The organism is Streptomyces sp. R11, from assembly GCF_041051905.1.
Lineage (GTDB): Bacteria > Actinomycetota > Actinomycetes > Streptomycetales > Streptomycetaceae > Streptomyces.
In genome coordinates this window covers 9,605,738-9,623,669 of record NZ_CP163432.1, presented here as the reverse complement: position 1 = coordinate 9,623,669, position 17,932 = coordinate 9,605,738, and the positions used below count along the sequence as shown (strand labels likewise).

Below are 17,932 nucleotides of genomic sequence, written 5' to 3'. Positions count from 1 at the left end.
CCGAACATCGTCAGTTCCCGTCGATAGCAGCCGGGCTTTTCCTCAGGCACGCCGGTCCAGCGGGGGCAGGAGGCTGTCCCCTGGCCAGAAGGGTCGCTCGGTCGCAACACCGGTGAGGAACATGCCGACTTCGTCCAGGACCACGGCGCGTTCCGCAGAGCCGTAGATGACGAAGTCGTCGGCTGCGGCGTCATACGCGCGGACCTGACCGTGTGGCCCCGTGCACAGGAGGGCGCGCGCTATCTCGGGCAGACCGAGGCTCAGAGCGTCGCACCGCCCTGCGTGGACGAGCTGCACCAGGTCGGTGGTGACACCCTCCCAGTCGCCGATCTTTGGCCAGTCGGCGCCGCCGTTCAGTTCGTGGGTGAGGGTGGCCAGCGGGATGATCTCGCCCGGCTGCCGTCCCTGGACGAGAAGGTCGTGGATCCGGACTCCGTCGGGCTGGCGCACCTGCGGGTGCCGCAGGGAGCCAGCGGCGACCACAGTGGTGTTGATCTCCTGGGTGCCGGGGCCCGGGTAGTACGGCTCGTGCGCGAACAGCAGGTAGACGTCCGGGGTGCGGGCGGCTTGGCTGGACTCGGGCTGGGGCTGGGGCATGAGGACGTTTCCCTTCAGCGGTGATGTGCTGGGCGTGGGGCCAGGTGTCGTCTGGCGGAAGCCCGGCGGGTACGGGCCCAGTGGCCGCCCCGGCACGCGGGGCTGGTCCGCATCGGATGCGGCGTCCTCGCGTGCGGTGCGCTCGATGATCTGCGCGACTTGGTCGGCGAGTTGGAGCATCAGCCGTTCACGGGTGATCAGGCCCTCGGAGGCCGAGCGGGTGTCTTGGGTCTGGAGCAGGCCAGCGGCGTCCCACAGCAGGTTGTGGCCGACCTCGGCCGAGCGGCGCAGTTCGTAGCGGTCGCTGCCTGCGGCGGCCTGGACGAGCAAGGTGTGCAGGGTGGCGAGGCGCTGTAGGTAGCGGCAGGCGTTGACGCCTTCGACCTTGCGGACGTGCTCGTCGGCCCGGGCGTCCAGCCGGCCGGGCAGGTGCTCGGCGAGGAGCGGAGCGAGCAGCATCGCCGGCAGTGCGACGTCGATGGGGACGCCGTGGCGCATGGCGAACAGCCCGACGATCACGCTGATGAGCGCAACGGCAGCGGCGGAGAAGCGCAAGGAACCGGGGACGGTGGCGAGAGCGATGCGCTGGGCGGGGCGCCTGATCAGCCACCGCAGCGCGAGGCGCTGGGCGCGGGTCGCGGCAGGCGTGAGCACCCCGATCTGCTGGGGGACCTCGGGCAGCGTGCCGTCGCTGGGGACAGTCCAGGCGAGCCAGCCCCACGAGGTGCGTTCGTGTACGAGGACGGGCTGGCACGCGGCCGAGCACGTGCTGTCGCGGACGTGGCCGGTGCGCAGGGCGCGGGTGCTTTCCTTCTCCCACCGGCCCGGGTGGCAGGTGAAGGGGTGTTGGTGGTGCGCGGCCGCGGTCTGCGACGGTGTGTGGAGCGTCTGTGTCACGGGGTGCTTCCTTCCAGGTGGTCGATGAACGTGGAGGCGCACGTGGTGCAGCGGCCGTCGCCGTCGGGGTGGGCGCGGCGGGGAGTCGGCCCCGGGCAGGTGCGGCATGGCGGCCAGCCGAGGCAGGCCGGGCACAGGTCCTCGCCGGGGGCGGTTCCGGGTACGCCGCAGCCGGCGCATTCCACGAGGGCCCGGTAGGTCAGGGCCTCGCTCACCGTGCGCGCGGCGGAGGAGGTGGTTGAGCGCGGGGGCGGGTCCTCCCACGCGGGCGTGTCGTGGCGGCTGGCCACGGTGGCGGGCGGCGGGTAGGCCTGGGCGGCGCGGAGCCGGGCGGCGATGATCGCGCCGACGGTGGTGCGGACCGGGCTCGGCAGAGGGCGGTCGCTGATGACGTGCTGAAGCTGCTCGCGCGTCCAGCTGGCGTCCAGCATCGCGGTGACGGTGCGCCCCTGCTCGGCGAGGACCTGGTCGGTCAGCAGCAGCTCGGGGCGCTGTGCGCCGATCGCCAGCAGCAGGCGGACGCCTGGTTCGAGGTCCGCGGGCGCCGGTGCCGTCCGTGGTGCCGGCGGCGCTTCGCCGCGCGCTCGCACCGCGCGGGCGCGGGGAGGGAGGGGTCTGGTGTTCTGCTGAGTGGTCTTCTTTCTGTTGGTGTTCTTAGTGGGCCGATCAGCCAACGTAGGGTCATCCACTGGTGGAAAACCCGACTCTGGTTGTGACCTGCTGTTTTGCAGGGCGGGTAGGTCGGTGATGAAGTACGCGGCCGCGCCGAGGGTGCCGTCCTCGCCGCGCTCGCGTTCCCGGACGAGGAAGCCGTGCTTCTCCAGTTCCTTCAGCCCGCTCTTGACGGCTGACTCACCGTCACGGCCACGGAGGGCGAGATCGGTGACGGTCATCCGCCAGCCCTCCCGGTGCGTGGAGAGCAGTCCGAACAGTCCCTTGGCCTTGTAGGACAACGCGGTGGTGCGGAACAGGCCGTTGGCGATCTGGGTGAACTGATCGGCCGCCATCACGCCCCGACGGATCCCCGCCCCGAACCCGCTCCCGTGCCCGGCCTCCGGGGCCGCGATCACCAAGTCGGCTTCAAGCAGCGCGATGTCCAGGGTGGCCGGACGGTCGGTGATGCAGTAGACGATCTCGCCGAGGGTGCCGTCCGGGCGACGCAGGCGCTCACGGATCAGGTAGCCGTGCGCTTCCAGCTCTTTCAGCCCGGCGCGGACCGCTTCCCGTCCGTCCGGACCCAGGCGGACGAGGTCGGCGATCGTCACCTGCCAGCCGTTGGTGTGCGTACTGACGTACCCGAAGATCCCCTTCGCTTTGAACGACAACTGGGAGTCACGGAACAGCGCGTTGGCAACCTGGGTGAACTGATCGGCCGCCATCACGCCCCGGCGGATCCCCGCCCCGAAGCGGCTCACCTCCGTGCCCCCGCCGCCGGCCGCGCCCGGTGGCCACGGTGGCGCACCCGGCTCGCCGACGTGGGGCGGCCGGTGGTCCTGGGCATGGAGGCGTGCATCTGTTCCATGCCGTCAGCTCACTCGCCGACCCCGACCAGGCTGACGGCCACCAGCCCCGACCATCGGTCACGATCCGGCAACGGGAGTCGACTAGCTGCCGTGGTCGGGCTCATGGTCGGGGCGACCACGCGCCCTCAGCTGTGGCCTGTACGTGGTGTGCCGCCCGATTGCGCATCGCCAGACGGGCGGTTGCACAGCGAGGCTGCGCAACCGGTCGAGGATCGTGCGCAGTCGGGTGGCGCTGAGCGGTTGCGCAGTCCGCCCGAGGCTTCCTGATCTTCTCGTGCACAGGTTCGGGCGCCGCACTGCGCAGGCTCTGCCGCGGCCCCTGGCGGCGACCGTCTGCGCACTGGCGTGCGGGTCCGGCGCAGTGCGGCAGGAAGGCAACCGCAGCAGTCGCCGGCCGTGGGCTTGTGGCGGACAGGATGCGCCGGTTCCAACTCTCGGCTGACCCGTGGTCGGGCCTGTGGTCGGGCCGACCATGACCCCGACCATGGACTTCGTGTCCCCATCGTGACCGTGGTCGGGGGTTCGTGGTCGGCGGTCGGGTCGGGGCCCGCGGGTTTTCTCAAGGTCAGAAACATTCCTTCTGACCTGGGAGTTTGACCATGTCTCCTGGCAAGCAGGCCTCGGAACGCGAGGCCGCTGCTCCGATGGCGGCAGGCGCCCGGCTGGAGGCGATGCGGCGCCGCGTGCGTCTGTCGCGTCTGGCGGTCTGGACCGTCATCGCGGCCGGCCCGATCGCTTTGGGCCTCACCATCACCTCCACTCCGACCACGGTCGAGGCGGCCACCCCGTCCAAGCCCACCGCCGCCGTGCGCACCACGGCGGTGGCCGCCGATCCGGTCGGCTATGCGCAGCTGTTCGTGCACGCGTGGCTGCGCAGCAGCGCGGATGACGCCTCGAGTGCGCAGGCGCGGCTTGCGCACTCGATGGCGCCGGACGTCGAACTACCCGACCCTGCCGCGGATGCGCAGTCGACGCCTCAGTCCGTGACGGCGGTGCGCAGTGCGCAGCGCGCGGACGGCGCTTGGTCGGTGACGGTGGCTGCGCAATACAGCGACGGAGCGGTGCGGTACTACGCCGTGCCGGTGGCCGCCGGTCGCGCGGGCGCCTCGTTCGCCGTGACCGGTGCGCCCGGTGTGGTGGCCGGCCCTGTCCGGGCCGAGGTGCCGAAGTCGTCGTACGGCGTGAGTGTCCCGGAGGGTGATCTGTCGGCGGCCGTCGGGGAGTTCCTCGCCGCCTACCTGACTGGTGCCGGAGAGGTGCACCGCTACCTGGCCCCCGGCGTGAGCCTGTCGCCGGTATCCCCCGCCCCCTACACGTCGGTCACGGTGCAGCAGGTGTCCGCCGTCGAGGAGGCCGCGGCATCGGAACAGGTGCCGGCCGACGGCACGAAGGTCCGTGTCCTCGCACAGGTGGAAGCCCGGGACACCGGCGGGCGGTGGCCGCTGGCGTACGAGCTTGCGCTCACGGCCCGCTCGGGGCGCTGGGAAGTCTCGGCGCTTGAGTCCGGGACGGCCCTGGACGGGGGTGCCCGGTGAACACGGTGAACAGCGTGATCCTCGCCGGTCAGTTGGACGACCTTGGCGACAGCTGGATCAACATGTTCAAGGACTGGGCGACCAAGGGTCTGCAGGCCGGTCTGCTCGTGCTCGTCGTCGTCATCATGATCCAGAAGTTCAGCCTCAAGGCCGGGATCGGCGCCTTGCTGCTGATGATCATCGCGCTGGGGTTGTACAACTCCCGCGAGGACCTGGCGGACATGTTCGAGGACGAGGTCAAGAACCCTGCCAAGGGCGCGCCCGCTGTCCCCGGCATCGTGCATGGTTCTGACCCTGTCGTACGAGAGCACTCCACTGGTGCCGGGGGCTGGCTGTGAGCGCCGCGGCGGCCGCTGGCCGGGTGGGGCGCTTCTACACCGCCGCCCGTCGCCATCCCTGGGTGCTGGGAAAGGTCGCGGACTGGAAGATCCCGCTCGGCCCGTACACGCCTGCGCAGATCGCGGTTGCCGTCGGTGGCGGCTTCCTTCTGATCAAGACGATCAGCTGGTGGTCGTGGATGGGGCCGATCCCGATCGCGGCCTGGCTGCTGGCGATCTGGGCGGTCCGCCGTCCGAAGATCCGGGGCCGCGCCCCGCTGCAGGCGGCGCTGGGCTGGATGCTGCTCCTCTGGCAGCCCCAGGGAGGGCGGATCGGCGGGCGTGCCGCCCGCGACCGCGCTCCCCACCCGCTGATCGGCGGCTTCACGATCGAGGACGCGCCCGTCTTCGCTACGGCCGCCGAACCGTCCCCCGCGGTGCGCGACCGGGCGCCGCACCCGAACCCGGACTCCAGCCGCTCGGCCACGCGGCACCGCAAGGAGCCGACTGCTCCCGCGGCGCCGGTGGGGCCGGTGTCGGGTGTTCAGCAGCTGCTCGCGCTCGCCGAGCAGGGCGGGGGTGTGCGGTGAGAGTTCCGATCCGTCACATCGCCGGGCACCTGGTTTGGTCGACGCACGGCAGCGTGTGGGCCGTCTACCGCCTGCACCCGGGCCCGGACGCGCAAGGGCAGCACGAGGAGGCCGTTCAGGGCACCTATGTGCCCGCCGCGGTCCGTGACGAACAGCTCGCCAAGATCACACATTTGGTGCGGTCGCTTTCTGGGGCGCCGCGGCTGTTCGGGCTGTGTGCGCAGGTCGACCCCGGCGAGATCGCCCTGCGGATGATCGAGGGCATCGAGCCGGCCGACACGGCACCGGGCGCGGGTCGGCACCCGTGGGTGGAGAACGTCGAGGCGACCCTGGATCTGCTGGACGACCAGGAGATGCACCACCGCACCCTGTGGCTGGCGGTGCCGCTCCAGGCCGAGACAGGTGGCCTTCAGGTATCGGCGTCCCTCGGCGCGGTGTGGGCGGAGATGTCTCCGATGCTCGGCATGCGGCCGGCGCCGGTGGCACAGCGGGAGGTGACCGCCCACCGCGAGCAGGCCTCCCGGGTGGAGGCCGCGCTCGCCGGCGGCATCGCCTTTCGCCCGGCCCGCCCGGCGGAAATCGTGTGGATGATCCAGCACGCCCTCCACCGCGGCCTGGCAGAGCCCCTGCTGACGGAGGCCGAGAGCAGCGGCCTGTACGGCGGGCAGCTGCGTGACGGTGTGCTGCGCTCCCCCAGTTACGCCGACCTCGGCCAAGTACGCCTGCAGGAAGGCGGCATCGACCCCGACCTGGACGACGTCGACGACCTCAAGAGCTCCGGCCGGATCACGCGGTCCGGGCGGAAGGCGTGGTGGCGGGTGAACAGCGGCTCGCCGCTCGGGCGGCGCTGGCTGCAGGTCGAATCCGACGCCGGGGTGGGCTACCAGGCGCAGCTCGCTTTGGCCGAGTGTCCGCCCGCGGTCAGTCAGGACGCCGCCGATCTTTTCGCCCAGCTGGAAACTCTCGACTTCCCCGTCGACTACACCGTCGACCTCACCCTCGTCCCGGCGGAGAAGGCGCGCGACCAGGTGCGCCGCAAGAAGAACGAACTCATCGACCAGGCCGACCAGTACGACGCCCGCCCCACCGGCATGCCTGCCTCCCTGACCGACGCCGCCCGCGACCTGGGCGAGCTGGACGCCCGCCTGTCGCGCACCAGCGTGGAGGTCGAGGTGCAGTCCGTGACCGTGCTGACGGTGTGGGGGCCGACCGCCGCCGTGTGCGACGCCCGGGCCCGCGCGTTGGCGGCACTGCTGGGTGGCGCCGACTACCGGGCCGTGCGCCCGGCCGGCCTGCAAGAGGCCCTGTTCACGCTCGGCCTGCCCGGCACCGTACGCCCGGGTGTTGTACGGGAGTTCACCCAGCACCAGATCTCAGAAGACTGGGCATTGAGCGGGGCCTTCACCGCCTCGGAGGTCGGCGACCCGAACGGCATGTTCCTCGGCATCGACCTGGACAGCGGCACCACCCGCCCCGTCATGATCAACGTGGCGGACGCGCCCAAGGTCGACGCGTCCGCATCCATGGGCATCGTCGGCGATCTCGGCGCGGGCAAAAGCGTCCTGCAGAAACTGATCGCGGAAGCGGTCTGGGCGCGCGGAGGCTGCGCCATCTGCATCGACCGCACCCCCGTACGCGAGTGGGCCACCTTCGCCCGCACCGCGGCCGAGGGCCGCGTCCAGATCATCGACGCCGCCCAGGCCGAAGTCTCCATCGACCCGCTGCGCATGTTCGACGGACCTGAGGGCCGCCACTACGCCCTGTCCTACCTCACCCTGCAGCTCGGGATCGGGCCGATGAGCACGAACGGCGAAGTCCTCCACCACGCCGTCGAACAGGCCGCCGCCAGCCCGCAGCCATCCATGCACCGCATGCTCCAGGTCCTCGAGGAGATGGCCAGGAGCGAGGCGGGAAAGCGGCAGGACGCGTGTGCCACCCTCGCCGGTCTCGTCCGCGTGGTCGCCACCAACTCCCTGGCGCGGATGGTGTTCGACCCCGCGCTGCCGCCGGTGCACCTGGATGCGTCCAGCACCTCCGACATGATCGTGATCACGACAGCGGGTCTGAAGCTGCCGCCGAAGGCCGCGTTCGACAACCCGGAGGTCCTGCAGCAGCAGCCGCTGGAGGCACTGATCGGCCGCGCGGTGCTCTACCTGATCGCCGCGATCGCCAGGCAGACCGCGTTCGAGGACCCGAACCGGTTCACCGCCGTGGTCGCGGACGAGCTGTACTGGCTGACCTCGTCCGCCGAGGGCACCGCGCTGATCCACGAGATCCTCCACGACGGCCGCAAGCACGGCGCCGGACTCCTGGCTGCCTCCCACGACGCTGACGAACTCGGTCCCGACCGCGGCCTGATGGCCTACCGCGGGCTCGCCCGCACCGCGGATCGTGAACGCGCCCGCCGCGGTCTTGAGTTCGTGGGCCTCGACCCGCACGACGGCGAGCTGCTGCGGCTGGTGACCACCGGTCTGTCCCCCGTCGGCCGCAAGGGCCGCGAAGGCGAGTTCCTGATCACCGGGCCCCGGCAGAACACCGGCCGCATCAAGGTCGTCATCCCCCGCATCGCCCGCATCGCTTCGTCCATCACCACCACCCCGGGCCACCGGACCACGACGCCCTCGTCCGCGCCGCTCGCCAGTACTGGTGTTGGTGACCATCCGGAGGACCTTCGATGAAAGCCTTCTCCCCCAGCCGCTCACGGCGCCTCGCCGCGGCCGCCAGCATCATCACAGGCACCGCCGTCGCGGTGGGGCTTGTGCTGATGACGTTCATGGTCAGCCTGCCCGAGGCATGGTGGCCGCGGACCGGAGCAGCGTTCGCTGCGACCGGTGACCGGCACGACGATCCGTGCGAGCTGATCGTGGGCCCGGCCAAGGACTACTGCGAGCGCGACACGACAACCACCCACACTGCGCAGGCCCGTGATGACCGCGCCGTGTGGCGGCTTGTTCCTGCAACGGCGGCCCTCGGCGCGCTCGCCATCTGGCGCCGGTCCCGGCCGGCAGGGCGAGGACGGCGCTGACATGCTCCGCCCAGATCGCGCAACACTTCGCTCAGCCGGCTTCGTCGTGCTGCTCACCGGCGTGTTCGTCATGGTGAACAGCCAGGTCGTGTACGCGGCTGGCAGCAACAGCGAGACCGGTGACCTCCTCGCGCCGCTGAACATCTACTCGTCCGAGGGCGTGCCGATCAACGGGTACGAGCTGAATGCCCAGGGCGGATCCATCGTCGCCTTCAAGACGCAGGCCCTGGCCTTCGCCCTGTCGGGGCTGTTCACGCTGATCCGGCTACTGGTCGGCCTGGCCGGGTGGGCAATCGAGATGGCCTTCCGCTTCCCCCTGCTAAAAATCCTTGTCCGCCCCGCGCAGAAGGTCGCCGACACCTACGACAACGTCGTGGTCGACACCCTCGGGCTGAAGGGTCTGCTGCTCGCGTGGGCGTTCGTCTTCACCGGATTCATGATCGTGCGCGGGCGAGTCGGCCGCGGCCTCGGCGAAATGTCCCTGACCCTCCTCATCGGGGCGCTCGCCGCCTCGGCCCTTATCCGCCCCGACACCCTGCTCGGCCCCAACGGGCCGCTGGGGCAGTCACAGCAGGTCGCCGCCGAGGTGGCGCAGCAGAGCGTCAACTCCTACGACTGGGGCGGCAAACTCGCCAGCCTGGACCCATGCGCCGGCCTGGCGGGCAACGCCGAGATCAAGTGCCTGGAACGGGAAGACGCGGAACCGGTCTCCTCAACTGATGTGGCCCGCCCCCTCCAGGATTCGGTCACCAACGCGTTGATCGTGAAGCCGTACATGCTGCTGCAGTACGGGCGCATCCTCGACCCCGCCAAGAAGTCCGACCTCAAGGCCTACGCCGTCCACCTGAAATGGGTCATCGGCGGCTACAAGGCGGGCAACGCCCGTGTCACCGAGGAAGGAAAGGACGCCTGCAGCCTGGTCAAAGGCCCGGCCAAACAGTACTGCGAACGCGACCAGGCAGGCGATACCGACCCTGACGAAGGCGGAGACGGCCTGCCGGCCCTCACTCCTGGCGGCGAACTGCTGGACGCTTCCAACGCGATCGTCACCGACGAAGACCGCGAGTTCTACTACTTCCTCGAGGACATGAAGAAGGCCGGCGACGTCGGCAAGGCGTGTGCCGCCCACGCGGAGAAGCCCACCTGGTGGCGGGTGGGCGGCGCCGGACTGCTGCTGATCGCCGCGCTGTTCATCTGCGGCATGCTGCTGTCCAGCGCCATCGTGCTGCTGGGCACCCAGGGCGTCTGCGCCGCAGCGGCGGCCGTCGGGGGCGTCACCTTCGTCGCGGGCATGCTGCCCGGGCCCGCCCGCCAGTCGGTTTGGAAGTGGCTGTCGATCTGGGGCATCGCCATCCTGGCCGTGGTCGGGATCTGCGCCTTCGTGCCGTTCTTCGGCATCGCCGTCGACGCCACCATCACCGACGGACCCGACCTGATGGTCGAGCGGATCCTGCTCATCGACGTCCTGGCCATCGCCGGCGCTGCCGGGCACCGCCGCCTGCTGATCGGGATCACGTCCTTCGGCCACCGCATGGCGATGCGGATGCGCTACGCCAAGGTCGGCGGCACCCACATGCCCGGCGACACCTCCGAGCTCGGCGCCGCCCTCGCCATGAACTCCCCTGCAGCGAGGGGAGGTTACGGCGGCGGGCTGCGCGCCTTTACCGGTGGGGGCGGCGGCCGGTTCGGGCTGCTCGGCACCCGGCAGCGGCTGATGGGCGCACTCGCCTCCCTGACCGACGGGGCGGGCATGCCGGTCGACACCGCAGGCGTCCTTGCCGATGCCACCGCGGAAGCCGGACGCGGTCTGGCCCCGCTCACCGCCGCGGCCGCCGTGGGCGGACTCGGCGCGCGGCTCGGCGCAAAAGGCGCGCACTGGCTGCTGATCGGCCGCAGGCCCGACAGGAACCAGCTGGCGAAGTGGCGGAAGCCCACCGCCGACGCCGACCCCGGCGAGGGTGGCCCCTTGGACGGGGGCGTCGGTGGAGGACCGCGGCGGCCCGGAGGCCCTCCCGACCGTTACCGCGACGACGAGGGCCGGATCGTCGATCAGAACACCAGCGAGGTACTGCACGACCAGAACACCGACCGCACCCTGCTGTCCACCCGCGCCCACAACCGTCTGGTGCGCTTGCGCGGCTACCGCATCCTGAACCGCGGGGGCCGCACCGCCTACGGGGCGACGGCCGGTCTGCCGGCCAACCTCCGCCGGGCCCGGGCCGGCGGCTCGCGCTACGCGCACGACGCACGGCAGCAGGTACGGGTGTGGGGCAACACCCTCCGCGAGGACGGCCGGGTCTGGGCCGAGACTGGCGGTCAGGTGTCCCGTGCCGTCAGCCGTCGCCTGCCCACCCGCCCGACACCGGGTTCCGGGCCGACCGGGTCCTCCAGTGCCCCGGCCCGCACGATGCTGGCGTCCTCTACACGATCCGACCCACCCACGTCGTCGGCCGCAGGCAGCACCCCTGCGCACGCCGCACCACCGGCGTCCCCGACCCGGTTGGGAGGCGGTCCGTCCCGGCGTCCGGCGAGCCCGGCCGGGCCGGTACTGGCCGGAGGCGGGCGGCGCGAGCAGCAGCACACGTGCCCAGGCGGGCGCCCGGTTCGAGGAACTCAAGCGGCGTACCGAGCCCGCAGCCGAGCGACTGCGCCAGCAGGCGGCGCGCGCGCAGCCCCCCGACGACCGACATCCCTACGACCCGGACCCGGACAACCCGGACCCCGCAGACGCCGACTTCTGGGACTGGTGGCAGCGGCACAGCGAGGGTCCGGGTGGGGCACCGGACGAGGGCGGTGGCAGCGCATGAGGCACGCCCGTCGCCGCATAGGCCGCTGGGGATGTGCAGTCGTGCTGCTGCTGTTCGCAGCCGTGTGCTGCGCCGCACCGGTAGGGAACGCGATCAGCGCCTACGTAGCATTGAAGACGGGTGTACCCGGCGCTGGAGACGGTGGGATCGCAGAGGGCGGCACAGCCGCCGACATACCGCCGCGCATGCTCACCGCCTACCGCAAGGCCGCCCAACAGGTTGTGAAGCATGTGCCGAAGTGCCGGGGGATGCGCTGGCCGGTCCTCGCCGGGATCGCCAAGGTGGAGTCCAATCACGCCATCGGCCGGAACGTCGCAGGGGGCGGGGACATACGCCCGAAGATCTACGGGGTGCTCCTCAACGGCTCCGGCGCCGGCGGCAACACCACCGTCTTCCCGGACACCGACAACGGCCGCTGGGACGGCACCGCAAACGGAGAGCGTGCCGTCGGCCCGTTCCAGTTCCTGCCCTCCACCTGGGAAGGCGTCGGCAAGGACGCGAGCGGCGGCAAGAGAGCGGACCCGCACAACGCCGACGACGCAGCACTCGGTGCCGCGATCTACCTGTGCGGCAACGGCCGCGACCTGGCCAAGCGGACCCAGCTCAAGGCCGCGATCTTCCAGTACACCCGCTCCGACGAGTACGTCGTCAACGTGCTCGGGTGGATCGACCAGTACACGGCAGCCGCCCAGGACCCGGATCTGAAAAACGCCACAGGCAAGGTCCGCACAGTCCTCGAGGCGGCACTCTCCCAGCGGGGAGAACCGTACTCGTGGGGCGGCGGCAACGCCAAAGGCACGTCCTACGGGATCTGCTGCTCCCCCAGCGGAAAGAGCGGCACGACGATCAAGGGCTTCGACTGCTCGGGGCTGACCACCTATGCCTACGCCAAGGTCGGCATTCAGCTGCCGCGGACCGCGGCAGCGCAGGCCGGGGTCGGCCGGCGCATCCCCGCAAGCCTCGGCGCCGGCGCCCTCAGGGCGGGCGACCTCGTCTTCTACGCCTACGCCCCCGGACGCGATTCCACGATCTACCACGTCGGGATCTACGTGGGCGGCGGACAGATGGTCAACGCCCCTCGCCCGGGCACCGTGGTGCGCCTCGACTCGGTCAACGCGATGTCCGGCTACGCGGGAGGGGCACGGCTGCTGTGACCACCACCCCACGCTCACCCCAGCTGTTGCTCGTCAGTACGGCTGTCCTCGCCATCGTGGGCATCGCCCTCATCGGCCTGCCACGCGGGAACGCGCCAACGGCCCCTCAGACGTCGACGACCGCGCACGCGACCACGGGCCCGGCATCTGCAGCATCGCCACCTCCCAACAACAAGACGGCTCTGGAGCCGGCTCGCTCGGCGGCTCCCGCCGCATCGGCACCGTCAGCCCTCATGTCCGCTCTGCCGCCGCACGGCGAGGGCACGGTCGGCGACCGGGCTGTCCAGCAGAGCCTGGAGGCGGCCTGGCCCGCCGACCTTCCCGCCGCCGAGGAGAAGGAGTTGCTTGCTGCCGGCCGGGCGCTGCTACGGGCAGACGCCACCGGTATCGGCCGTGCACAGTGGCCCGCCGTCTTCTCCGGCTTGGGCGAAGGGGTGGCTCCGGCGTTCGCCGCTGCCCGCTTCCGTGTCCAGGCCGCGATCGCCCGCCGTGACGGCAGTGCGGACAAGGCGGTGGTCCATCTGGTGTGGGCCGGGACCGACCGCGGCGGCACCTTCACCGACCTGCGCATCACCGACTGGCACTTCACCCGCACCACCTCAAGGAAGGGAGCGTCCACGTGGACCCCGCAGCCCCGTACCTGACCGGCCAAGCCTCCGCACCGCCATCCAGCCAGCTACTCGGCCTCGTCTCGGGCATCGTTCACGCCGCCGCATGGGTGCTCACCTACTCGTGGGTGATGGCCCTGGCTGTCGTCGCCGTCTGGGCGGCAGGCGAGGCGGTGATGCGTCGTCTGGCCCGGAAGGCCTCGGCCGAGCGGATGGCATTGGAGCTCGTCCCGTCCAGGCACTTCGATCCCGGTCTGGAGGAGATCTTCCGCCGGGGTGTTCAGCTCGCCCGGGCCTCAACTTCCATGCCGTGGTGGGCCCCGCGCCGGTCCAAGGCAGTGCAGATCCGGCTGCGCGCCGACGGCTCCAGCCCGCTGCGCTACCGCATCGAAGGCCCCGCCGGCGGCGAACGCCTGCTGTCGATCACACCGTTCGGTCCGGCTGTCACCGTGACCCGGGCCCGACCCACCGTGGACAAGCCCCGTGACCATGTGGTGCGGGCGGAGTTCATCCTGCGCGGCAAACCGACCGCGCCCCTGCGTGAGGTCCCGCTGACCCCGGACCCGTTGCAGCCGCTGATCGACGCCGTTTCGGACCTGCGTGCCGAGCTGGGGGATCTCGCCGAGATACGCCTCGATATCCAGCGTGCCCCCAAGTGGGCGCTGCGGGCGCGCCGTGTGCAGCTGATGGGCAATGCGCGCCGTGCGGAGCGGCGTGAAGCCCAGCGGGCCGCCCGGTGGGTGCGGCAGGACGCCACCGGCATCGAGGACTCGTGGACCTGGCAACTGCAGCAACTGGTCGCAAGCAAGCAAGGCGGGGGCGGAGGCGGGCGGAGGCTGGTCATGCCGCCGGTACCGCGCCGCGTGGACCCCCAAGAGGCCCTGGGCAAGCTCGCCGAGGACGACCACCTCGTGCGGGTGCAGCTGCTGGTGACGTGCGCGTCGAACACGTCAGGTCGCGCCGAAGCGCGGCTGGCTCAACTCCAGGCCGCGCTGGATGTGTTCGGTGGCGGCTCCCGCTGGGCGATGCGGGGCTGGAATATCGGCCCGTGGCGGTTCGGGGCGGACCGCTGGCCCAGCCGGCGGGGCTTCGAGCGCCGCTGGAAACTGGGGCACTGCCAGCCACCCCGGGCGAACTGGGTCCGGCTGGAGGAACTGACCGGGCTGCTCAAGCCGCCCACCGTGCACTGCCGCCTGCCCCTGCTCGCCGGCGATCTGCCGACGTTCGAGCACGGGAACCCCGGCCTGTTGCTGCAGGGCATCTACCGGGCCCCGGACGGCCGCCGTCGCCTGGTCGCCACCTACGCCAACGAGACCTTGTTCGAGGTGGGGGTCGGCAAAGCGGGCGGCGGCAAAACGGAACGGGCTCTCGCCCAGGCGATTGGCTGGGCCCACGCAGGCGGCGGGCTCATGTTCGTCGACCCGCACCGCGACTCCTGGCCGCGCGCCCTGCCCTTCCTCGCCCATGACCATCTGATGCCACGGATCGCCTTGATCGACCTGAACGCGGGCGGGCCTGCACCTCAGCTCAGCTGCTGGAATCCGATCGGCATGCACCAGGGCCAGGTGGCCCACGAGGTCGTCGAGGCGACCGCCGACGCCTACGCGTCCGTACTCGGCTGGGACGACGCCACCGCGCCCCGGGCACTCACCATCCTGACCGCCGCCCTGGCAGTGCTGGTGGCCGTCAACGAGGCCGCCTGCCAGGCCGAACGGCCGCAGGACCAGGCCACTGTCTTCCACCTGCGCCCGCTCCTCACCGACCCGGTCTTCCGTGCGGCGGCCCTCACCGCCATCGAGGAGCGCCTGGATGAGGAGACCCGCTCGTGGTGGCAGACGGTGTTCCCGGCGCTGCCCGCCGACGCGTTCGCCGTGGTCCTCAACCCGATCGCCCGCCTGGCAGCGAACCCCGTCACCCGAGCCTTCCTCGGCCAGGGGGCCGGCGTCTACAACATCCGCGCCGCGATGGACTCACGGATGATCGTGTGGGTGTGTCCGGGCGGGAACGGGCCCACCGACCGGCTCATCACCGCACTCCTCGCCCGCGACCTTCTGCGGGCCGTGCGCTCGCGCAGGGACACCGCGGAAGACCAGCGGGTCCCGTTCCGCCCCTACTTCGACGAGCTGATCACCCTCACAGGGGCCGCCCCGGAAACCATCGCGTCGATGTTCGAGGACTTCCGCAAGTACAAGGTCCACGTCCACGGCATGACCCAGCTGCTGGCCCGCCTTCCCATCCCGGTGCGGCTTTCGCTGGTACAGAACGCCTCCACTCTTGCCTCGACCGCAGGCTCGCAGTCAGCGGTTGCCCCGATCACGGCAGAGTGGGGCGAGAGTCCGAGCCCGGATGTCGTCGCCACCCTGGACCGGTTCGAGCACTTCATGTCGATGACCGTCGAGGGCCGTCGAGTCGGCCCCGTCCGAATCTCCGGCCCCCATCTGGACGACGTTTTCGCCGACTACGCCCGCCCGGGCCGGGCGGGGGCGCTGGAGCACGCCGCCCGGGCCACAGCCGGCAGCGCGCCGCTGAATCAGCTCGCTGACCGGGCGGATCACCAGCTCACCCGCCTGAGCAGGTTCCTCGCACACCACACCCCCGAAGCCCAACCGGCAGTCCACCTGCGCAAGAAGGGATACCAGTGACCACCACCTTCGAGACCATGCCGTCCGGCCGTACGCCGAGCCCCATCGAGCCGCTGCCGCATCAGCTCCTGGCCGTGCTCGGTCAGCACCGGATGGCGACCACGCACCAGCTCCACCAACTACTGCGGCCCGGCGCAGCGCGGCAGACCGTCTCCGCTCCGCTGAACAAGCTGCGCCGCGACGGCCTAGTGGACTATGCAGTCCTTCCCGCGTCCAACCGGTCTCGCGCCTGGTACCTGACGAGCGATGGCGCACGACTGACCCGCGACTTCCCCGCCCTGCGGGGACGGCCCCCGTACCCGATCAACTCGACCACAGCTGCCTCGCTGAAGACACCGCACACCCTGACCGTGGTCCGCACCCACCTCGCGTTCGTCGCGGACGCCCGCCGCCGCGGCGACGAGCACGGCCACCTGGACTGGACGCCAGAGGTTTCCCACCCGCTCAGTGACGGCGAGAGGATCATCACGGACGCGGTGATGCACTACACCCTCATCGAGGCAGAGGAACGGACGAAGCTGCGGGCGTTCATTGAGGTCGACCGGGCGACCATGGGCAGCGAACGGCTCGCCTCCAAGCTGATCGAGTACGCGCGGTTGTGGTCATACGAACCCCAGCCTGTCGGCCGGCCACGCACGCGGCAGCCCGCCGGGGTTGGGCCGGTGTGGCTGCGCTGGTATCCCGTTTTTCCCCGAGTGCTGGTCGTGCTGACCGGGGCCTCCCGGTATGTCCTGGGCAACCGGATCAGCGACCTGCAGGCCATGGTGACGGAGCACCCGCTCGTGGGCACGCTGGTCCGGCAAGTACCCATGGGCGCGGCCGTCTTGGAAGACCTCGAAGACCAGGGACCCACAGGTGACGTCTGGGTCCGTCTGGCTGGCGGTGTTTCGCGGCCGTGGACCGAGCTGTGACACGGCTGCTTCCAGACATCATTCACCGAAAGGACGACATCGAATGACCATACGGATACACGCGGTGCGCGGCAGACACCTGACCGCGCTAACGATCACAACAGGGCTCACCCTCGGAGCGGTCGGATGCTCAGACAGCGGTGCGCGGCAGGACCGAACCGTGGCTACCGATGCAGTCAGCGAGAGCTCAGCCACGCACCAGGAACGGACCGACTTGCCACTGGCTGAACTCCATGGACCGAACGGCCTGTCTCTCACACTCACGTCCGCCGAGCGGGACCCAGCCGGATACCTCACCGTCCGCGGCAGCATGAAGAACAGCGGGACCACCGCGACCGTGGTCCCCGCCGCGCTGCGCGGCAACGAGCGCCGCGTTCCCAGGACGGGGCCCGCTACGCAATACGCGCCGACCTCCACCTCGGACTACTCCAACGCGCCTGCAGCATCATCTGTTTGAGACGACTCCGCACCTCATTCTGAAATGATCAGCTACTCCCCGTGTATTTACTTCACACCTGGCACTGCTTTCCCAGGGCTCACGCGTCCCAGTCTCCAGGTGTGCAGGATCAAGGGGATCCACCGACGCGGTTACACCACTACAAGGGACATGCCCCACGGCTGCCGGGGTGGCGGCGTCGTAGGTCGCGCCACCGTCGGCACCGTCAACGCCCACCGCCTACCAGGAGCAAGGTCAGAAATCGTTCAGGAAGTCCTCGGGGCTGACGATGCGCGCGAGGTAGTACGCCGGTCGCCCCTTGGGGGTCTGGGTGTCGTGGTATTCGATCATGCCGAAGTCGTTCGGCACGGGGTGCAGGTAGGCGCCAGGGACGCCGGGAATAGGCATCGCGTCGGGCGGCATGATGCCGAGTTCCAGCGCCTCGATCAGTGCGGCCATGGCGACGCTCACGGCATTGAAGAGGCCAACCGGCGCCTTGGGGCCGATGGCCTGCTGCATGGCCGGGGAAAGGATAAGCGGGTCTTCGTCGTCGGAGCCGCTGTAGTCATACTGAGGGCCGTCGTGGGTCAACGGTTCTCCTGCCGCTCGCGCAGGACGGCGGCGGCGCCGCGTCCGGGTGCGGTTCCAGACTTGACGGCGGCGGCGGTGCGGGCGGTGGCCGGGTCGGATGCGACCTGGACGAGGGTCCACCATCGACGCAGGACGGCACCGATCGTATCGTCTGTGGCTTCGCCCATCTGCCGGTAGAACTCCATGCGTTGTGCAGGCGGTAGGGCAGCGGCAACGGCGTCCTGCGTGCGGGGGATGCGGCCGGGGTCGGGTGCGGGGTGTACGGACTGAGCGGTCATGAGTGGCGCTTCCCTTCGCGG

Annotated in this window: 13 protein-coding genes and 1 pseudogene; 10 read left to right on the top strand and 4 right to left on the bottom strand. The window is 70.7% G+C overall.

Annotated features, from left to right (window positions below; genetic code table 11):
- Positions 1-42 precede the first annotated feature (42 nt).
- Positions 43-1,494, bottom strand: coding sequence for a hypothetical protein (locus tag AB5J55_RS44375; protein ID WP_369276025.1), 1,452 nt, complete (start codon positions 1,492-1,494; stop codon positions 43-45).
- Entirely contained in the window at positions 1,491-2,909 is a 1,419-nt protein-coding gene (locus tag AB5J55_RS44370) for a hypothetical protein (protein WP_369276024.1), read from the bottom strand. Before AB5J55_RS44370 ends, AB5J55_RS44375 begins: the two co-directional genes overlap by 4 nt.
- A 707-nt stretch (positions 2,910-3,616) precedes the next feature.
- Between AB5J55_RS44370 and AB5J55_RS44365 the strand changes: the two genes are divergently transcribed.
- The 10 genes and pseudogenes from AB5J55_RS44365 to AB5J55_RS44320 form a co-directional block, all read left to right on the top strand.
- Positions 3,617-4,552, top strand: a complete 936-nt coding sequence (locus tag AB5J55_RS44365) for a conjugal transfer protein (RefSeq protein WP_369276023.1) — start codon at positions 3,617-3,619, stop codon at positions 4,550-4,552.
- Positions 4,549-4,890: a hypothetical protein gene (locus AB5J55_RS44360; RefSeq protein WP_369276022.1), complete on the top strand. Its 342-nt coding sequence runs from the start codon at positions 4,549-4,551 to the stop codon at positions 4,888-4,890. Before AB5J55_RS44365 ends, AB5J55_RS44360 begins: the two co-directional genes overlap by 4 nt.
- Positions 4,887-5,459: a hypothetical protein gene (locus AB5J55_RS44355; protein ID WP_369276021.1), complete on the top strand. Its 573-nt coding sequence runs from the start codon at positions 4,887-4,889 to the stop codon at positions 5,457-5,459. The genes AB5J55_RS44360 and AB5J55_RS44355 overlap by 4 nt, the downstream gene beginning before the upstream one ends.
- Positions 5,456-8,137: an ATP-binding protein gene (locus AB5J55_RS44350; protein ID WP_369276020.1), complete on the top strand. Its 2,682-nt coding sequence runs from the start codon at positions 5,456-5,458 to the stop codon at positions 8,135-8,137. The genes AB5J55_RS44355 and AB5J55_RS44350 overlap by 4 nt, the downstream gene beginning before the upstream one ends.
- Positions 8,134-8,484 (top strand): hypothetical protein, encoded by a 351-nt coding sequence (locus tag AB5J55_RS44345; protein WP_369276019.1) that lies wholly within the window; start codon positions 8,134-8,136, stop codon positions 8,482-8,484. The genes AB5J55_RS44350 and AB5J55_RS44345 overlap by 4 nt, the downstream gene beginning before the upstream one ends.
- 1 nt (position 8,485) lies before the next feature.
- Complete coding sequence (locus AB5J55_RS44340) at positions 8,486-12,445, top strand: C40 family peptidase (RefSeq protein ID WP_369276018.1); 3,960 nt, start codon at positions 8,486-8,488, stop codon at positions 12,443-12,445.
- A gap of 233 nt (positions 12,446-12,678) precedes the next feature.
- A complete protein-coding gene (locus tag AB5J55_RS44335; protein ID WP_369276017.1) occupies positions 12,679-13,089 on the top strand; it encodes a hypothetical protein in 411 nt (136 codons plus the stop codon).
- A complete protein-coding gene (locus tag AB5J55_RS44330) occupies positions 13,065-15,695 on the top strand; it encodes an ATP/GTP-binding protein (RefSeq protein WP_369276016.1) in 2,631 nt (876 codons plus the stop codon). Before AB5J55_RS44335 ends, AB5J55_RS44330 begins: the two co-directional genes overlap by 25 nt.
- 17 nt (positions 15,696-15,712) lie before the next feature.
- Complete coding sequence (locus AB5J55_RS44325) at positions 15,713-16,606, top strand: replication-relaxation family protein (RefSeq protein WP_369276485.1); 894 nt, start codon at positions 15,713-15,715, stop codon at positions 16,604-16,606.
- Between the two features lie 390 nt (positions 16,607-16,996).
- Positions 16,997-17,086 (top strand): annotated as a pseudogene (locus tag AB5J55_RS44320) (IS5/IS1182 family transposase); the annotation flags it as partial.
- A 211-nt stretch (positions 17,087-17,297) separates the two neighbouring features.
- Here AB5J55_RS44320 and AB5J55_RS44315 read toward each other — a convergent pair.
- Positions 17,298-17,633 carry a hypothetical protein gene (locus tag AB5J55_RS44315; RefSeq protein WP_369276015.1) on the bottom strand — a complete coding sequence of 112 codons (336 nt, stop codon included), beginning with the start codon at positions 17,631-17,633 and terminating at the stop codon, positions 17,298-17,300.
- Positions 17,630-17,911, bottom strand: a complete 282-nt coding sequence (locus tag AB5J55_RS44310) for a hypothetical protein (RefSeq protein WP_369276014.1) — start codon at positions 17,909-17,911, stop codon at positions 17,630-17,632. Before AB5J55_RS44310 ends, AB5J55_RS44315 begins: the two co-directional genes overlap by 4 nt.
- Positions 17,912-17,932: the final 21 nt, after the last annotated feature.

Bases quoted from the DNA above. Each gene is read 5' to 3' on its own strand.
- AB5J55_RS44335 (WP_369276017.1), top strand. From the start codon at position 12,679: ATGTCCGCTCTGCCGCCGCACGGCGAGGGCACGGTCGGCGACCGGGCT.
- AB5J55_RS44310 (WP_369276014.1), bottom strand. From the start codon at position 17,911: ATGACCGCTCAGTCCGTACACCCCGCACCCGACCCCGGCCGCATCCCC.
- AB5J55_RS44340 (WP_369276018.1), top strand. From the start codon at position 8,486: ATGCTCCGCCCAGATCGCGCAACACTTCGCTCAGCCGGCTTCGTCGTG.
- AB5J55_RS44325 (WP_369276485.1), top strand. From the start codon at position 15,713: ATGCCGTCCGGCCGTACGCCGAGCCCCATCGAGCCGCTGCCGCATCAG.
- AB5J55_RS44345 (WP_369276019.1), top strand. From the start codon at position 8,134: ATGAAAGCCTTCTCCCCCAGCCGCTCACGGCGCCTCGCCGCGGCCGCC.
- AB5J55_RS44365 (WP_369276023.1), top strand. From the start codon at position 3,617: ATGTCTCCTGGCAAGCAGGCCTCGGAACGCGAGGCCGCTGCTCCGATG.